The organism is Thalassotalea euphylliae (genome assembly GCF_003390375.1).
GTDB classification, from domain to species: Bacteria; Pseudomonadota; Gammaproteobacteria; order Enterobacterales; family Alteromonadaceae; genus Thalassotalea_F; species Thalassotalea_F euphylliae_A.
The window spans coordinates 2542691-2559798 of sequence record NZ_QUOT01000001.1 but is presented as its reverse complement, the minus strand read 5'-3'; the positions used below and the strand labels follow the sequence as shown (position 1 = coordinate 2559798).

Genomic DNA, 17108 nt, shown 5'->3' with positions numbered 1-17108 from the left:
TTTAATCAAAACAAACAAAGAGGTAACTCTCATGCTTCATACTAACAATCCAATCATTAAACACAAAGCAGGTTTGCTCAACCTAGCTGAAGAACTTGGTAATGTATCCAGAGCTTGCAAAGTGATGGGCGTATCACGAGATACATTTTATCGTTATCAAGAGCTGGCTGAAGATGGCGGCATTGATGCGCTTATTGATAAGTCCCGCCGAAAACCAAATATAAAAAATCGTGTTGATGAAAAAACCGAAAAAGCAGTAATGGATTATGCCATTGAATACCCCGCGCACGGCCAAGTCAGAACCAGCAATGAACTTCGTAAGCAAGGCGTATTTGTATCTGCCAGTGGCGTGCGTTCAATCTGGTTGCGCCATGACTTAGAAAACTTCAAAAAACGGCTGAAAGCGCTTGAAGAGAAAGTCGCTAACGACGGCATCATTCTCACCGATGCTCAAGTTGCTGCACTTGAGAAGAAAAAGAACGATGATGAAGCTTGTGGCGAGATAGAAACGGCTCATCCGGGCTACCTAGGCTCACAGGACACGTTTTATGTGGGTAATCTAAAAGGTGTTGGCCGTATCTACCAGCAGACGTTCGTTGATACTTACAGCAAGGTTGCATTTGCCAAGCTCTACACAACGAAAACGCCAATCACTGCTGCTGACATACTCAACGACAAGGTTTTGCCTTACTTCGAGCAGCACGAGCTACCAATGTTACGCATTCTCACAGACCGAGGCACTGAGTATTGTGGCAAGGTTGAACATCATGATTACCAGCTTTATCTAGCAATAAATGATATCGATCATACAAAAACGAAAGCGATGTCACCGCAGACAAATGGTATCTGTGAACGTTTCCACAAAACAATATTGCAGGAGTTTTATCAGGTTACGTTCCGTAAGAGGCTCTATGGCTCGTTAGAGGAATTACAAAAGGATCTGGACGAATGGATGGTTTATTACAATAATGATCGAACTCATCAGGGCAAAATGTGCTGTGGCAGAACGCCACTTGAAACATTACTTGATGGAAAATCGATTTGGGCTGAGAAGAATTTAGCTCAAATCTAAACTGACAGTCACCGATTGAAAAACGGGTAACTGTCAGATCAAGTCTGAACTAGTACACACTATCAGTTTTTTTCTTTTCGGCAATAATGTTTTCCATAAAATCGAAAAAGCTAGATTTCTGCTTTTCTAAATCTTCAAAACAATGTTTATTATTTGCATAATCAACAAGTGCTTTAGCTCTGATATTCTCTGCTAGAGTGTTAACACTTTTATTGTGATCTCTTTGAATTTTGTCTTTTGGGTTTTGATAGATAAAGAGGTCTAAACTTTGTCGCTTGCGCTTCTTTTTTCTCTTACCTGATTCATCAATTATGGAGCCAAAGTTTCTTGTCAGCATTAGTGCCTGGCGACCTTGTGAGTCAGGCGATTTTTTTTCTACAGTAATTGTCATGCTATCTCCTAAGCGCCCACTAGTGGGCCGCATTGTGCCCTTAGGTGGGCACTTCGTGGAGAATTATTAACAGTTTAAGTAAGGAAAGGGAAGAAAAGAAACAAACTAATTTATTGATATTATTAGGTATTTTTATCTTTCCTTCCTTTGTTTTGATGTTGTTTTCTTTTTCTATTTACCAATACAGAAAGAAGAGAAGATCTTACCGAGTAGATCATCACTGGTAAATTCACCGGTAATCTCATTGAGGGACTGCTGACAAATTCGTAATTCTTCTGCCAAGATCTCACCGGCGACATAAGATTCTAATTGATCTAAACCGGTTTGTAGGTGATTGTGCGCCGCTTCCAACGCCACTAAGTGACGACGTCTTGCCATAAAACCGCCTTCGGTGCTGCCTTGATAACCCATGATGGTTTTTAGGTGATCTTTGAGGTCATCAATGCCGTCACCGCTTTTCGCTGAAATGGTAATACTAGGGTGTTCACTATCACCACTTAGGCCAGTTTTCGCGCCGCTTAAATCTGCCTTGTTACGAACAATGGTCACGCCCATTTTTTCGGGTAGCTGTTCAAAAAACTCTGGCCAAAAGTCACGTGGGTTCTCTTGTTCGCTGGTGGCTGAGTCCACCATTAGGATAACGCGATCGGCTTTGGCTATTTCTGCCCACGCACGTTCAATACCTATTTGTTCAACTTTATCTGGGCTTTCACGCAACCCTGCGGTATCAATGATATGCAGTGGCATGCCATCGATATGAATTTGCTCAGATAAAACGTCACGAGTCGTTCCTTCAATATCAGTAACGATCGCGGTTTCTTTGCCGCTTAGGGCATTAAGTAAGCTTGATTTACCCGCATTAGGGCGACCGGCTATGACCACTCGCATCCCTTCACGAATAATGCTGCCTTGTTTGGCTTGCTGCTGAACGTCCTCAACACGCGTGATAATGCCTTTGAGGCTATTAAGCACTTTTTCATCGGCAAGAAAATCAATTTCTTCTTCGGGAAAGTCTATCGCCGCTTCAACATACATGCGCAGCTGGATAACATCTTCAACCAGTTGATGAACGAGTTTAGAAAAGTCACCTTGCAGTGAGTGCAGGGCACTGCGGGCAGCTTGCTCTGAATTAGAGTTAATTAAGTCGGCAATGGCTTCGGCTTGGGTTAAATCGAGCTTGTCGTTTAAGAATGCTTGTTCGCTAAATTCACCTGGCTTGGCCATGCGCAGGCCATTGATTTGCAGTATCTCTTTGAGCAGCATGTCGAGAATTACGGGGCCACCGTGTCCTTGTAGCTCAAGGACATCTTCACCGGTAAATGAATTAGGACCTTTGAAAAACAGCGCAATACCTTGGTCTAAGGTGTTGCCCTTCAAATCATTAAAATTTAAGTAATCGGCGTATCGCACTTTAGGGCACTTACCTAATAGTTGCTCGGCAACCTCACTTGCTTTAGGGCCTGACACACGAATGATACCGACACCACCTCGACCTGGGGCGGTCGCTTGGGCTGCGATGGTTTCTGTGTTGCTAGATAAAGTTGCCGACATAATAGTGCTCTGTAGTGATAAATGTTGGATAAATACCAAGCTATTATAACTTGGTGAGGGATAAACAAAAAAGGTGGCACTAGCCACCTTTTCACATTACTCAGTTCTAGTTACGTGAACTGAGTATATTTTTGTTATCGCGATTAGGCTTATGCTTTCGCTTGCGCCTTTTGCTTGTCTAGCCCCGCGAAAATAATCTTCATCTGAATGATTGAAATCACGTTACTGATGAACCAGTAAAGTACTAGGCCTGACGGGAACCAGAAGAAGAAAATCGTAAAGATCAGCGGCATGTATTGCATCATTTTTTGCTGCATTGGATCTTGTACGGTCATTGGTGTCATTTTCTGCATGATGAACATACTGATACCCATTAGTACTGGTAATACAAAGTATGGGTCTTTAGATGATAAGTCAGTCAACCATAAGCCAAATTCTGCGTGACGAAGCTCAACACTTTCTAAGAATACCCAGTAAAGTGCTAGGAAAATCGGCATTTGAATTAGAATTGGTAAACAACCACCGGCTGGGTTTACTTTTTCTTTTCGGTATAGCTCCATCATCGCTTGTGACATCTTCTGACGGTCATCACCGAAGCGCTCTTTTAATTGCGCCATTTTCGGTTGCAACTCACGCATTTTCGCCATTGAGGTGTACTGGGCTTTTGTAAGCGGGTACATAGCACCTTTTACGATAATCGTGATAATGATGATAGCGATACCCCAGTTGCTCACCAATGCTTGAATTTGCAGTAGTAACCAGAATAGCGGTTGGCTGATCATAAATAAGAAACCGTAATCAACGGTTAAGTCTAAACCATCGGCGATTTGCTCTAGTGCGTCTTGGTCTTTTGGACCAACGTAGAAAACTGCACCTGTGGTTGCTGTGGTATTGGCATCAATGTTTAGCGTAGGCGCTTTAAAGCCAATTACCGCATCACCTGCGCTGCTGTAGCTTGTGTAAAGCTGATTAGCGGCATTTTGTGCTGGTACCCAAGCAGACACGAAGTAATGCTGTAGCATCGCAACCCAGCCACCTTGCGTAGTTTTGTTTAGGTTGGCATCGGCAATGTCTTCAAAGTCGTACTTCTCGTAACGCTCTTCGGTAGTTGAGTAGGCTGCACCACGGTAAGTTGGGATTAAGCCTGATGAACTATCGACATAGCTAGACTGTTTAAGCTGACCATACATTTGTACGCTTGCTGGGGCAGCCATGTTGTTTTGAATTTGGTAATCAACATTTACTTTGTAGCTATTACGCGTAAACGTATAAGTTTTCGTAACAGCTAACCCTGTGTCGCTAACGTAGTTTAACGCAACAGTTAGCGGCTTACCGTCAACCATAGTGAAGTTTGATTGCGCAACTTGGTAAATAGGGCGGCCCGGTACTGTGCGGTCGATACCGTTTGCACCCGTTAAGCCACTTTGCGCAATGTACTTCATTTGACCATTTTGCATGATGGTAAATGGAACACCACTACCTTGCTCAGTTTCATAAGCAAGTAACGTTGCTTCAACAATGTCACCACCTTGCGTATTGATTTTCACCTTTAATACATCAGTGGTGATTTCAATTAAACGGCTATTGGCAGCTGTTGGTGCGGCAATCTCTTTAATGTTTTCAGATGAAGCCGGAACAAAGTCATCGGAAGCAGGCGTATCTTCGCTTGTTTGGCTAGCAGTCGGTTGTTGCACTGGTGCAGGGGCATAGTCAAGCTGCCACTGCTGATAGAGCATATAGGTGACTACCAATAAGCCAATAAAAAGCATACTGCGTAGGGATTCCATAATATGTTATTTCTCTTTGTTGGTTGGTGGTACGGGATCTTCTCCACCCGCATTGAGTGGGTGGCATTTTAGTATACGTTTAAGCGCTAACCAACTCCCTTTTACTGCCCCAAAGCGATTAATTGCTTCAATGGCATAACTAGAGCAGGTTGGCTGAAAGCGACAATTATTGCCCAATAAAGGGCTGATAAACTTTTGGTAGAGTTTTATTAGGCCTATGGCTAAGGCTTGTGGCGCTGAATGATTTTTCGCCATGTCTTTACCAATTGTTTATTAATGGTGGCGTTGTCGAGATTATCAATACCAGATTTCACCATAACGACAATATCGATATTGGGTAAATCGTGTTGAGCTAATCGAAAGCTTTCGCGTGTAAGGCGTTTTATACGATTACGTTGAACAGCTAATTTGACGCGTTTTTTCGCGACAGCAAAACCTAGACGAGGTTTATCTAACTTGTTCTTAGTAATTAGGATAGTGAAATGGCTAGAGCCAAAACGAGAAGATTTTGAGAAGACTTGTTGGAATTGTCCGGGAGTCAATATTCTTGACTCCCGGCTAAATTCATAAGTAACCATATCGTTCATTGAAATTATGTCACTGAAGTACTGCGGTTACCTATATTTCGCAAGATGTAGTCTCTTACGAAATTAAGCGCTTAACTTAGCACGACCTTTTGCACGACGACGTGCTAAAACGGCACGACCGTTTTTAGTAGCCATACGTGCACGGAAGCCGTGGTTGCGCTTACGCTTTAATACAGAAGGTTGAAATGTTCTTTTCATTACGCTTTTCCGTTCGGTTGTTGTTGCCCTGGCAAAACAGCCGTTGTGAGCACACAGGTCTAAAAAAGAGGCCGAATTTTAAATAGTGTACGAACAATTGTCAATATATTAGTCAGATTTAATAAATAGCGATCAATCAGAGGATCATTTAGATCTTGCAACTATCCACAATTTAATCACATGCCAATCAGAATTTAGTGTCAAATTCGTTGGTTTTCGGCTAATGAAAAAATATTATTAGCTCAATTAAAGATCAATTAAATTATTCTAATGAAAAAAATATTATATATTTAACAATGGTTTATTTTACCGTTGTTTTTTCGTAGTTATTTTTAACGGTTTTCCAGTTGCATCTGTGGATAACTGTAGGGATAATTGATCAATTCGTATAATAATTTTACTTTTCCTATCCCTCTCAAGCGCAGATAAGATCGTCTTACCCACGCAAGATCGTAGAAGGAAGTATTTCCAGGAGCCTCCGTTGGATCATTCGCTTTGGCAGCGTTGCCTTTCAGTATTGCAGGAAGAATTACCCGCTCAACAATTCAGCATGTGGATCCGCCCACTGCAGTGTGTCGTCGAAGATAATATTATGACCTTGTATGCGCCAAATCGCTTTGTACTTGATTGGGTGCGCGATAAGTACGTTGAGCGGATCACTACGATCGTGTCTTTGGCCGAAACCAGTAATCCACCGCTGTTGCGTTTTGATGTTGGCGCTAAGCCAGTTCAACAAACACCTGTTAATACACAGGTTAGCTCAGTCGATCATACTGCGGGTAGTAGCCTAGCCGAAATGCCAGCAAAAGAGCCGGAAACTAACTTACCTAAAACGACGAACGTTCGAAATAAGTACACGTTTGATAATTTTGTTGAGGGTAAATCAAACCAACTCGCACGTGCAGCCGCATCACAAGTTGCTGATAACCCTGGCTCAGCTTATAACCCATTGTTTATTTATGGTGGCACAGGCCTAGGTAAAACTCACTTATTGCACGCCGTGGGAAATGGCATTTTACTCAATGATCCTAAAGCTAAAATTGCCTACATGCACTCAGAGCGCTTTGTCCAAGATATGGTCAAAGCGCTGCAAAATAATGCGATAGAAAAGTTTAAACAATACTATCGGTCAGTCGATGCGCTATTGATCGATGATATTCAGTTTTTCGCCAATAAAGAGCGAACACAGGAAGAGTTTTTCCACACCTTTAACGCCTTGTTAGAAGGTAATCAACAGATCATTTTAACCAGTGATCGTTATCCAAAAGAGATCGAAGGGGTAGAGGATCGTTTGAAGTCTCGTTTTGGTTGGGGCTTAACACTGGCGATCGAACCGCCAGAGTTAGAAACTCGCGTCGCAATTTTGAAGCGCAAGGCGCAAGAAAGCCAAATCAATTTAGCGGATGAAGTTGCGTTTTTTATTGCTAAACGTTTGCGCTCAAATGTGAGAGAATTAGAGGGTGCGTTGAACCGTGTAATTGCTAATGCTAACTTCACTGGACGACCGATTACGATTGATTTTGTTCGAGAAGCACTGCGGGATTTATTGGCCTTGCAAGACAAGCTGGTCACAATTGACAATATTCAAAAAACAGTTGCTGAATATTACAAAATTAAAGTGGCTGATTTGCTGTCAAAACGACGTAGTCGGTCAGTGGCTAGACCTCGACAAATAGCAATGGCATTATCTAAAGAATTAACGAATCACAGTTTACCTGAGATTGGTGATGCTTTTGGTGGCCGCGACCATACAACAGTATTACATGCTTGCCGCAAGGTGAAAGACTTGCGCGAAGAAACGCACGACATTAAAGAAGATTATTCAAACTTAATAAGAACACTGTCTTCCTAACGGAATAAAAAAAAAAACAGGTATATAGCATGAAGTTTTCACTTAATAGGGAATCATTACTTAAACCTTTGTTATTGGTATCGGGTGCGGTTGAGCGCAAAAGTACCTTACCTATCTTAAGTAATATCCTTTTTGAGATTAGTGATCAGTCATTAACGCTAACCGCCACTGATTTAGAATTAGAAATGGTCGCTGGTACCCAGATTGAAAATGAAGGGGATAGCGGTAAACTCACGGTACCTGCAAAAAAATTACTCGATATTTGTAAAAGCTTACCAGAAGATTCTCGTTTAACGTTCGAGGCACAAGGTGAGACGGTTATTATCAGTACGGGTCGAAGTCGTTACTCATTATCAACCTTACCTGCAACTGACTTTCCTAATATTGAAGAATGGAAAGGTGATGTAGAGTTCAGAATTATGAAATCTGAACTGTTGCGCTTGATCGAAAGTACGCATTTTTCCATGGCAAATCAAGATGTTAGGTATTATCTGAATGGTATGTCTATCGAAACAGAAGGCAGTGAAATTCGCTCTGTAGCCACTGATGGCCACCGTTTAGCGATCTGTAAAATTGCCAATGAATCCTTAGCCTTACCAGCTCGTCAGGTGATAGTACCACGTAAAGGTATTCTTGAAATCATCCGCTTGTTAGATCCCGTGGATGAGGAGATTCAGGTTTTCCTTGGCTCAAACCATGTGCGTATCATAGATAATGAATACTCTTTTACCAGTAAGTTAGTGGATGGTCGTTTCCCTGACTATCGTCGTGTTCTACCAAGAAATGGCGATAAAGTACTTGAAACTAATAAAGATCTTTTGCGCCAAGTGTTGTCTCGTGCATCCATTTTATCGAATGAAAAGTTTAAAGGGGTGCGTTTGAATTTTGCTGCTAATGAATTAAAGATTACAGCAAATAATCCTGAGCAAGAGCAGGCAGAAGAAGTCATCGAAATTAGCTTCCCATATGAAGATTTAGAAATTGGCTTTAATGTTAGTTATGTACTTGATGTACTGAATGCCATTAAAGAACAAGAGGTAAAATTTACCTTAGCTGATGCAAATAGTAGTGTTGTTATTGAAGGGCGAGAATCAGGCGAAGCACTCTACGTTGTTATGCCAATGCGTTTGTAATGAGTATAGATTCAGTCTACGTAAACAATTTTCGTAACTTAGTAGAACAGCGTATACAACTAAATCGCCAATTAAATTTTATTCTTGGTGATAATGGCTCCGGAAAAAGTAGCTTTTTAGAAGCTATTTTTTTTGTAGGGCACGGCAAGTCTTTCAGAACGACTAAATCTGATACTGTTTGTCATTTTGATGAAGAAGAATTTTTCATCAATGTAAAAGATGAAGAGCAGCTTAGTTTCGGTTTAAGTAAGCATAAAGACAATGTGAGCTTTCTAATAAAAAAGCAAGGCAATCGCATTAATAAGCTTTCTGAGTTGGCTGATCATTTTGCTGTGCAAATAGTGACACCAGAAAGTTTTAAATTGTTTTTTGGCGGAGCAAAAGAACGGAGAAAATTCTTAGATTTAGGATTGTTTCACGTGGAACATAAGTTCAGTTCTTCGTGGAAGCTGTTCGCAAAGATACTAAAACATCGCAACGCTTGTATTAAAAGTCGTTTGGACAATCAGCATTTTGCGTACTGGACTAACGAATTTATAAAAGCTTCTACTGTTTTAGCAGAACTGAGGCAAGCGTACTGTGAGCAACTCGCTAACGAGCTAACAATTTGGCTTGATATATTGATGCCTGAACTATCGTCTGAAATTACTCTAAGTTATTTTCGAGGGTGGTCGGCGAATAAGGAATTAGTTGATACATTAGTAAGTTTTAAAGAGAAGGAGTTTAAACAAGGCTTCACCGCAGCAGGCGCTCATAAATTTGATATTAAATTTTTAGTATCAGGAAAGCCGATAGAACTTAAGTTGTCACGAGGGCAACAAAAGTTGTTTTTAGTTGCGTTAACTTTTGCTCAAATGAAACTAATAGAGCAAGTAAAACAAGTAAAAGCAATTTTGCTTATAGATGATATAGGTGCTGAATTAGATACTGAATCGCGAAGTCGATTTTATCAAGCGCTTAAATTATTGAACTGTCAGGTTGCGATATCAGCGATTGATATTGCAGCAATTCAACCCTTGCTAGACAAGCTTGAACAAGACAAACTTAAGCAACAAGAAAACTACACTATGTTTCACGTGGAACATGGCAAAATTTCAAGAATAGAAGAAATAGGCTAAACGCTATGACAGTAGAAAACGATTATGGTTCGGACAGTATTAAAGTCTTAAAAGGACTTGATGCTGTTCGTAAAAGACCTGGGATGTACATCGGTGACACTGATGATGGTACAGGTTTACACCACATGGTATTTGAGGTTTTAGATAACTCTATTGATGAAGCGTTAGCAGGGCACTGTAACGACATTATCGTTACCATTCATTTAGATGGCTCAGTGTCTGTTAGGGATGATGGTCGTGGTATTCCAACCGATATTCACCCTGAAGAAGGCGTTTCAGCAGCAGAAGTTATCATGACGGTACTTCACGCTGGTGGTAAATTTGGTGGTGAAGATTCTGGCTACAAAGTTTCTGGTGGTCTTCATGGTGTAGGTGTTTCTGTTGTAAACGCCTTAAGTGATAAGCTAATGTTAACCATTCGCCGTGCAGGTAAAGTGCATGAGCAGGAGTATCACTTAGGCGAACCACAAGCGCCACTTGCCGAAGTAGGTGAAACAGAGTCAACAGGTACAGAAGTTCGCTTCTGGCCAAGTGCTGACATCTTCTCTGATATTGAATTCCATTACGATATCTTACTTAAGCGTATTCGTGAGCTATCATTCCTGAACTCTGGCGTTTCAATCAAATTAATTGATGAACGCGAAGAAGATAAGAGCGAACACTTCCATTACGAAGGTGGTATTCAAGCCTTTGTTGATTACCTAAATACCAACAAAACGCCAGTCAATGAAGAGATTTTCTACTTTGATTTAGACCGTGAAGATGGCATTACTGTTGAAGTAGCAATGCAGTGGAACGATGGTTTCCAAGAAAATATTTTCTGTTTTACCAATAACATTCCGCAACGTGATGGTGGTACCCACTTAAGTGGTTTTAGAGCTGCACTGACTCGTACGCTTAACAGCTACATGGTTAAAGAAGGCTTAAACAAAACTAAGAAAGGTGAAACGAATACCTCAGGTGATGATGCGCGTGAAGGTTTAACTGCTGTTATTTCAGTGAAAGTACCTGATCCTAAATTCTCTTCACAAACTAAAGATAAGCTAGTGTCATCTGAAGTAAAAACGGCAGTTGAACAAGCCATGGGTGAAAAGCTAGGCGACTACCTATTAGAAAACCCAGGTACGGCTAAAACCATCATTATGAAAATTATTGATGCCGCTCGTGCCCGTGAAGCAGCGCGTAAAGCACGTGAAATGACACGTCGTAAAGGTGCATTAGATATTGCGGGCTTACCGGGTAAATTAGCTGACTGTCAGGAAAAAGACCCAGCACTTTCTGAACTATACATAGTGGAGGGTGACTCTGCGGGTGGGTCAGCTAAGCAAGGTCGTAACCGTAAGAACCAAGCTATCTTGCCTCTAAAAGGTAAGATTCTAAACGTTGAAAAAGCACGTTTTGATAAGATGATTTCATCTGCTGAGGTTGGCACATTAATCACGGCATTGGGTACTGGTATTGGTCGTGATGAATACGACCCTGAAAAACTACGTTACCACAGCATCATTATCATGACCGATGCGGATGTGGATGGTTCACACATTCGCACTTTATTGCTGACTTTCTTCTACCGTCAAATGCCAGAAATTATGGACCGTGGTCATGTATACATTGCTCAACCTCCACTTTATAAAGTAAAGAAAGGTAAGCAAGAGCGTTATATCAAAGATGATGAAGCGCTAACTGAATACCTAACTACACTCGCGCTTGAGAATGCTGAAATTCATGTTAATGACTCTGCTCCTGCAATTTCTGAAATTGCGTTAGAGCAGTTAGTTAATCAATACCGCGCGACCATGGATACTATTTCGCGCATTTCACGCCAAATTCCACAAGATATTCTTGAGAAGATGGTATACAGCAATGAAGTTGTTGTTGATGACTTTGCCGATCAAAATAAAGTTGAAGCTTGGGTAGCAAACTTAATTGAGCAGCTTGAAAATCAAGAGGGTAATGGTTCAATTTACTCTGTTGATGTGAAGCACGATGCTGAACGCAATATTTACCACCCTGTATTTAATGTTCGCCAGCACGGCATAGACAAGCAATATAGCTGTAGCTATGACTTCATTCACTCGAAAGAGTTTGAAGCGATTATGAAGCTTAACAGTGCGATTAATGGCTTAATGGAAGAGGGAGCATTTGTTAAGCGTGGTGAGAAAGTTAAACCAGTCACATCGTTTGAAGAAGCGCTTAACTGGTTAATGGCTGAGTCTAAACGCGGTCAATACATTCAACGTTACAAAGGTCTAGGTGAGATGAACCCAGATCAACTTTGGGAAACAACCATGGACCCAGAAACACGTCGAATGTTAAAAGTGACCATCGAAGATGCTATCGCCGCAGACCAACTATTTAATACCTTAATGGGTGATCATGTTGAACCGCGTCGTAACTTTATCGAAGACAATGCATTAAAAGTATCTAACTTGGATGTGTAGTTGTTTAACTCCTGTGGGTTCTCATAATTCAATAGAAATCGTCTCACGATTCATCATATAGAATAGAACTTCACAATATTTAAAATAAAAAGCCATTTACGTTATCCACGTAAATGGCTTTTTTAGTTTTCAAAGAAAGCTCGGTATTTCAAACACCTAAAAAGAGCTTTTAAAAATTAATGTATAACTATTTATATACACTTTAACATCATGACTTTATTATGTTTTTTTGATGTTTGTTAGGCCCTTTTTCTTCAAAATTGAAGTGATTTAAAGTAGTATGGATAAGTCGTTATAAATTTAAGAAGGTGAATATATGGGGGTCTTTATGAGGAATTAACGGGGCAAACCAAAGAGTTTGGAGTGCCCAGTTAATGGTGACAATAGAAAGGAAATCCTTCCGTACTATCCCCTAGACAGTGATAGTATCTACCTAATCACCTTAGCTCGTCAACCAAACTCCTTATTAATATCAATAATCTAACTTAATTGCCTAATTGGTAAGGATTTTTTATGTGCAGAAAAAAGGTCACGATTAATAGTGATTCAGGGGGACTATTGCCTGAATTTAAGCGAGGCGAGTCAGCTACTCTTCTCAGTGAGCGAGTACGGCAGCCAGTGCGACCAACAACAGGAAAAGTCGTAGGATATTTTCCATCGTGTAAATCCAAACGTTCGATAGCTTGGGAATCTCAATTAGAGTTAAAAGCGTGTCGTTTTATGGAGTTTTCATGTGGCATTTCTTTTTTTAGAGAACAACCATGTGTAATAGAGTATTTGTTCGAAAACAAAGTAAAGAGATATATCCCTGATTTCGAAGTTGAGCTTAGAAATGGAGAGAGGGCTTATATTGAAGTAAAGCCACATCAAAAGCTGCAGAACCCGGAAATTAGAAACAAATATATAGCAATATCTGAACAGTTGGCGGAGCGAAATATAAGACTCTATTTTGTTACTGAAAATGAAGTTGGTAACGTGAATTTTCAGGGCAATCTTCAATTAATATTGCCTTATAACAATGAATATCACGCCTCAGCGGATAGGGCTATATTTAGCCGACTAATGAAGTCGGTTCACAATATCTCTGCGATAGAGGACTTACTATCAAGCAAGTGTACATTGCCACTAATTTACTGCGCTATTCGAAATCATCAGCTAACAGTTGATCTACAGAAACCAATCACACTATCTACTCAACTTTCTTTTAATCATAAGGAGAGCGGCCATGAAAACTGCATCACTACGCGTTGGTTTACACTTATTGATTAATGGCGAGCGCCTTTGTATTGAGCGTATCGTTGATGACAAATGCTACTTAATAAATAGCAAAGATGGAGGGATAAAACTTTTATCTAAGAGTGAAATTGCCGAAGGGATTACAGAAGAACAAATCTTCATTGATTCTAGTGAAGAAGGAGCCAAAAAGTGTGAGCATGTGGCAGCCGATATGTCGGTATTAAGTGAAAAAGAGCAGCAATGTGTTGAGAGAAAGCTTGATTACATTAGTGATGCAAGGCAAGCTCTCGGTGAAAAGCCTACTAATAAACAGTTAAAAGCAGTAATCCTCTTTACTGCTGAAAAGCGAAATGAAAAACCTCCCGCTATTAGTACTGTTTATGAGTGGTGGCGACGATGGCACTCGAATTACCACGATATTAGTTCCTTAGTAAACAAACGAACTGGCTCAAGCAAGCCAAAACGACTGAGCAACTTCGTTTTGACTTTGTTTGATAATTTAGTTGAAGAAGTTTATCTAAATGAACAAAGAGTGATGAAGTCAAAAGTCTACGAGATTTTTGAACATAAACTTCACTATATCAAAAGTACAACAAACCCAGACATTCATATTCCAAGTCGTGCCCAATTCTATAGATTATTCAAGAGATTTGACCCATATCAGGTAATGTTAGCTAGAGAGGGTAAGTATGCAGCGGAAAGACACTTTAGACTTACAGGCTCGGGAGTGCGCGTCACGCGCATATTAGAACGAGTTGAAGTTGACCATACACCTTTAAACATCCTTGTCGTTAGTGATACAACAGGCTTAGCTATTGGTCGGCCAAATCTAACTACGCTAATAGACTATAACTCGAAGATGATTTTGGGATTTGAAGTTGGATTTGAGCCACCATCTGAGCTGTCGGTTATGAGAGCCCTTAAAAATGCAATACTGACTAAAGGCTACCTAGCTAAAAAATACAGCTCTATCAAAGAGACATGGCCAAGTCATGGTATACCAACAACTCTAATTTGTGACAATGGTCTAGAGTTTCACTCCAAGAACTTACGAAGAGTTTGTCATGAATTAACTGTAGAGTGAATCGACCAGACTACCCTAGACGTTTTCTTGATTCATAAAATGAATTAGTTCAGACAAGATCTGACACATCTTCTTGAAAAGTAGAGAGTTACCCGTTTTGATAAAGGTGCTGAATCTTTAATCAAAACAAACAAAGAGGTAACTCTCATGCTTCATACTAACAATCCAATCATTAAACACAAAGCAGGTTTGCTCAACCTAGCTGAAGAACTTGGTAATGTATCCAGAGCTTGCAAAGTGATGGGCGTATCACGAGATACATTTTATCGTTATCAAGAGCTGGCTGAAGATGGCGGCATTGATGCGCTTATTGATAAGTCCCGCCGAAAACCAAATATAAAAAATCGTGTTGATGAAAAAACCGAAAAAGCAGTAATGGATTATGCCATTGAATACCCCGCGCACGGCCAAGTCAGAACCAGCAATGAACTTCGTAAGCAAGGCGTATTTGTATCTGCCAGTGGCGTGCGTTCAATCTGGTTGCGCCATGACTTAGAAAACTTCAAAAAACGGCTGAAAGCGCTTGAAGAGAAAGTCGCTAACGACGGCATCATTCTCACCGATGCTCAAGTTGCTGCACTTGAGAAGAAAAAGAACGATGATGAAGCTTGTGGCGAGATAGAAACGGCTCATCCGGGCTACCTAGGCTCACAGGACACGTTTTATGTGGGTAATCTAAAAGGTGTTGGCCGTATCTACCAGCAGACGTTCGTTGATACTTACAGCAAGGTTGCATTTGCCAAGCTCTACACAACGAAAACGCCAATCACTGCTGCTGACATACTCAACGACAAGGTTTTGCCTTACTTCGAGCAGCACGAGCTACCAATGTTACGCATTCTCACAGACCGAGGCACTGAGTATTGTGGCAAGGTTGAACATCATGATTACCAGCTTTATCTAGCAATAAATGATATCGATCATACAAAAACGAAAGCGATGTCACCGCAGACAAATGGTATCTGTGAACGTTTCCACAAAACAATATTGCAGGAGTTTTATCAGGTTACGTTCCGTAAGAGGCTCTATGGCTCGTTAGAGGAATTACAAAAGGATCTGGACGAATGGATGGTTTATTACAATAATGATCGAACTCATCAGGGCAAAATGTGCTGTGGCAGAACGCCACTTGAAACATTACTTGATGGAAAATCGATTTGGGCTGAGAAGAATTTAGCTCAAATCTAAACTGACAGTCACCGATTGAAAAACGGGTAACTGTCAGATCAAGTCTGAACTAGTACACATAAAATAGGTTTTATCATAGTCAGTTGGAGACTGATTATTTAGATAACCATGTTTACGTTTGCTGTTATAAAACATTTCGATGTAATCGAAAATATCTTCCTTAGCTTTTTCTCTATTTTTGTATTTTCTTCGCTTGATCCGTTCACGTTTTAGCAACTGAAAGAAGCTCTCAGCAACAGCATTATCATGGCAGTTACCTCTACGACTCATACTGAGTGATAAATTATGCTCAGCAGCAAATCGTTGCCAGTCATAACCTGTAAATTGGCTGCCTTGATCGGAATGTATAATAACCGTTTGCTTAGGTTTTCTTCGCCATACAGCAGCGAGTAATGCACTTAAGACTAAATCAGTATGCATCATCGATTGCATCGACCAGCCAACGACTTGCCGAGAAAACAAGTCGATAACTACGGCTAAATAGAGAAAGCCTTCGTGCGTATCAATATAAGTGATATCAGTTACCCAAGCTTGATTTGGCTGTACTACATCAAACTGTCGTTTTAACTGGTTATCTGCGACCACAGAAGGCTTAGTGCCATAGTTGCCTTTGCGCTTCTTATAGCCGACTTGAGCTTGAATGCCTGATAACTGCATTAATCGATGAACTCTATTCTTTGAGCAAACTTCACCTAAATCCAACATATCACTTTGAATTTTGCGATAACCGTAAACGCAGCCGCTTTCAAGCCAAGACTGTTTGATTAAACCCGTTAAGCGCTTGTCATCCTTAGCTCGCTTGGATTCTGGCTTTTGCAACCAAGCATGAAAGCCACTGCGGTGAACTTGCAACGCTTGGCACATCAGCTTTATGGGGTATTGGTTGAGCCGAGACTTTATGAACGTGTACTTTTCTTTGACTCGCCCGCAAAGTACACGGCGGCTTCCTTTAATAGATCACGTTCTTGTTGAGTACGCTTTAGTTCTTTCTCAAGCGCTTTAATACGCTTTTCTTGCTCGGATAATTCTTGGTAGTGTTCGCTGTTACTGCCATAGCGTTTTAACCAGATATAAAGACTATTTGTCGAGATATCTAACCGTTCTGCAACGCTTGCAACGGAGTGACCTTTTTCAGTCACTTGCTTAACGGCCTGAACCTTAAATTCTTCGGGAAATCTTTTAGCGCTCATTCATCCTCCTAGGACACAAAGTTTACAACTTATTTGTGTCTAGGAAAATCTGGTCGATTCAAAGTGCATATTTCAAATTTGCTACATATATAGTGGGAAGTGATTCTAAAATTGTGAGAATAATGGTGGATACTTTCTTTGTTAATGAGAAACCCCCCAAAAACCAAATTCTCATAATTAGTGAATTACATATATATAATGGGAGGGTCTACTTACATCAATTATGAGAACCCACAACTCCTAATACATAATTACACACAACTAGATTAGTAAAGGCCAC

The 17108-nt window shown here is 40.6% G+C and carries 15 protein-coding genes; 8 read left to right on the top strand and 7 right to left on the bottom strand.

Annotation, left to right across the window (positions count from 1 at the left end; translation table 11 throughout):
• The first annotated feature begins 31 nt into the window (after positions 1-31).
• Positions 32-1072 (top strand): IS481 family transposase, encoded by a 1041-nt coding sequence (locus DXX94_RS11360; RefSeq protein ID WP_116013192.1) that lies wholly within the window; start codon positions 32-34, stop codon positions 1070-1072.
• 49 nt (positions 1073-1121) lie between these two features.
• On the opposite strand, the gene DXX94_RS11355 is transcribed toward DXX94_RS11360, so the two are convergent.
• From DXX94_RS11355 to rpmH, 6 genes are all read right to left on the bottom strand, one after another.
• Positions 1122-1463 (bottom strand): hypothetical protein, encoded by a 342-nt coding sequence (locus DXX94_RS11355; RefSeq protein WP_116015960.1) that lies wholly within the window; start codon positions 1461-1463, stop codon positions 1122-1124.
• Between the two features lie 171 nt (positions 1464-1634).
• Positions 1635-3014: a tRNA uridine-5-carboxymethylaminomethyl(34) synthesis GTPase MnmE gene (gene mnmE / locus DXX94_RS11350; protein WP_116015958.1), complete on the bottom strand. Its 1380-nt coding sequence runs from the start codon at positions 3012-3014 to the stop codon at positions 1635-1637.
• A 149-nt stretch (positions 3015-3163) separates the two neighbouring features.
• On the bottom strand, positions 3164-4801 hold the full coding sequence (gene yidC / locus DXX94_RS11345; protein ID WP_116015956.1) for a membrane protein insertase YidC: 1638 nt from the start codon (positions 4799-4801) through the stop codon (positions 3164-3166).
• A 6-nt stretch (positions 4802-4807) separates the two neighbouring features.
• A complete protein-coding gene (yidD, locus tag DXX94_RS11340; RefSeq protein WP_116002235.1) occupies positions 4808-5056 on the bottom strand; it encodes a membrane protein insertion efficiency factor YidD in 249 nt (82 codons plus the stop codon).
• Entirely contained in the window at positions 5023-5379 is a 357-nt protein-coding gene (gene rnpA, locus DXX94_RS11335) for a ribonuclease P protein component (RefSeq protein WP_116002528.1), read from the bottom strand. The genes yidD and rnpA overlap by 34 nt, the downstream gene beginning before the upstream one ends.
• 72 nt (positions 5380-5451) lie before the next feature.
• Positions 5452-5586 carry a 50S ribosomal protein L34 gene (rpmH, locus tag DXX94_RS11330; RefSeq protein ID WP_116002236.1) on the bottom strand — a complete coding sequence of 45 codons (135 nt, stop codon included), beginning with the start codon at positions 5584-5586 and terminating at the stop codon, positions 5452-5454.
• Positions 5587-6067: 481 nt separating this feature from the next.
• Between rpmH and dnaA the strand changes: the two genes are divergently transcribed.
• The 7 genes from dnaA to DXX94_RS11295 all read left to right on the top strand — a co-directional run bounded on the left by dnaA (position 6068) and on the right by DXX94_RS11295 (position 15638).
• The gene (dnaA, locus tag DXX94_RS11325) at positions 6068-7438 is read left to right on the top strand and encodes a chromosomal replication initiator protein DnaA (protein ID WP_116015954.1); all 1371 of its coding nucleotides are present in this window, start codon (positions 6068-6070) and stop codon (positions 7436-7438) included.
• Positions 7439-7467: 29 nt separating this feature from the next.
• Positions 7468-8571 carry a DNA polymerase III subunit beta gene (dnaN, locus tag DXX94_RS11320; protein ID WP_115998548.1) on the top strand — a complete coding sequence of 368 codons (1104 nt, stop codon included), beginning with the start codon at positions 7468-7470 and terminating at the stop codon, positions 8569-8571.
• On the top strand, positions 8571-9689 hold the full coding sequence (gene recF / locus DXX94_RS11315) for a DNA replication/repair protein RecF (RefSeq protein WP_116015952.1): 1119 nt from the start codon (positions 8571-8573) through the stop codon (positions 9687-9689). The genes dnaN and recF overlap by 1 nt, the downstream gene beginning before the upstream one ends.
• A 5-nt stretch (positions 9690-9694) precedes the next feature.
• Entirely contained in the window at positions 9695-12130 is a 2436-nt protein-coding gene (gene gyrB, locus DXX94_RS11310; protein ID WP_116015950.1) for a DNA topoisomerase (ATP-hydrolyzing) subunit B, read from the top strand.
• A gap of 513 nt (positions 12131-12643) precedes the next feature.
• A complete protein-coding gene (locus DXX94_RS11305) occupies positions 12644-13399 on the top strand; it encodes a TnsA endonuclease N-terminal domain-containing protein (protein ID WP_116015948.1) in 756 nt (251 codons plus the stop codon).
• A complete protein-coding gene (locus DXX94_RS11300) occupies positions 13356-14450 on the top strand; it encodes a DDE-type integrase/transposase/recombinase (protein WP_116015946.1) in 1095 nt (364 codons plus the stop codon). The genes DXX94_RS11305 and DXX94_RS11300 overlap by 44 nt, the downstream gene beginning before the upstream one ends.
• 147 nt (positions 14451-14597) lie before the next feature.
• The gene (locus tag DXX94_RS11295; RefSeq protein ID WP_116013192.1) at positions 14598-15638 is read left to right on the top strand and encodes an IS481 family transposase; all 1041 of its coding nucleotides are present in this window, start codon (positions 14598-14600) and stop codon (positions 15636-15638) included.
• Between the two features lie 33 nt (positions 15639-15671).
• On the opposite strand, the gene DXX94_RS11290 is transcribed toward DXX94_RS11295, so the two are convergent.
• A protein-coding gene (locus tag DXX94_RS11290) for an IS3 family transposase (protein WP_374188833.1) occupies positions 15672-16828 on the bottom strand; the annotation gives its coding sequence in 2 pieces (ribosomal slippage) (positions 15672-16585 and positions 16585-16828; 1158 coding nt in all).
• Positions 16829-17108 lie beyond the last annotated feature (280 nt).

Excerpts from the sequence above, each read along its gene's own strand:
- mnmE (WP_116015958.1), bottom strand. The coding sequence starts at position 3,014 with ATGTCGGCAACTTTATCTAGCAACACAGAAACCATCGCAGCCCAAGCG.
- DXX94_RS11295 (WP_116013192.1), top strand. The coding sequence starts at position 14,598 with ATGCTTCATACTAACAATCCAATCATTAAACACAAAGCAGGTTTGCTC.
- yidD (WP_116002235.1), bottom strand. The coding sequence starts at position 5,056 with ATGGCGAAAAATCATTCAGCGCCACAAGCCTTAGCCATAGGCCTAATA.
- rnpA (WP_116002528.1), bottom strand. The coding sequence starts at position 5,379 with ATGGTTACTTATGAATTTAGCCGGGAGTCAAGAATATTGACTCCCGGA.
- rpmH (WP_116002236.1), bottom strand. The coding sequence starts at position 5,586 with ATGAAAAGAACATTTCAACCTTCTGTATTAAAGCGTAAGCGCAACCAC.
- DXX94_RS11300 (WP_116015946.1), top strand. The coding sequence starts at position 13,356 with ATGAAAACTGCATCACTACGCGTTGGTTTACACTTATTGATTAATGGC.
- DXX94_RS11305 (WP_116015948.1), top strand. The coding sequence starts at position 12,644 with ATGTGCAGAAAAAAGGTCACGATTAATAGTGATTCAGGGGGACTATTG.
- DXX94_RS11360 (WP_116013192.1), top strand. The coding sequence starts at position 32 with ATGCTTCATACTAACAATCCAATCATTAAACACAAAGCAGGTTTGCTC.
- yidC (WP_116015956.1), bottom strand. The coding sequence starts at position 4,801 with ATGGAATCCCTACGCAGTATGCTTTTTATTGGCTTATTGGTAGTCACC.
- gyrB (WP_116015950.1), top strand. The coding sequence starts at position 9,695 with ATGACAGTAGAAAACGATTATGGTTCGGACAGTATTAAAGTCTTAAAA.
- DXX94_RS11355 (WP_116015960.1), bottom strand. The coding sequence starts at position 1,463 with ATGACAATTACTGTAGAAAAAAAATCGCCTGACTCACAAGGTCGCCAG.
- recF (WP_116015952.1), top strand. The coding sequence starts at position 8,571 with ATGAGTATAGATTCAGTCTACGTAAACAATTTTCGTAACTTAGTAGAA.
- dnaN (WP_115998548.1), top strand. The coding sequence starts at position 7,468 with ATGAAGTTTTCACTTAATAGGGAATCATTACTTAAACCTTTGTTATTG.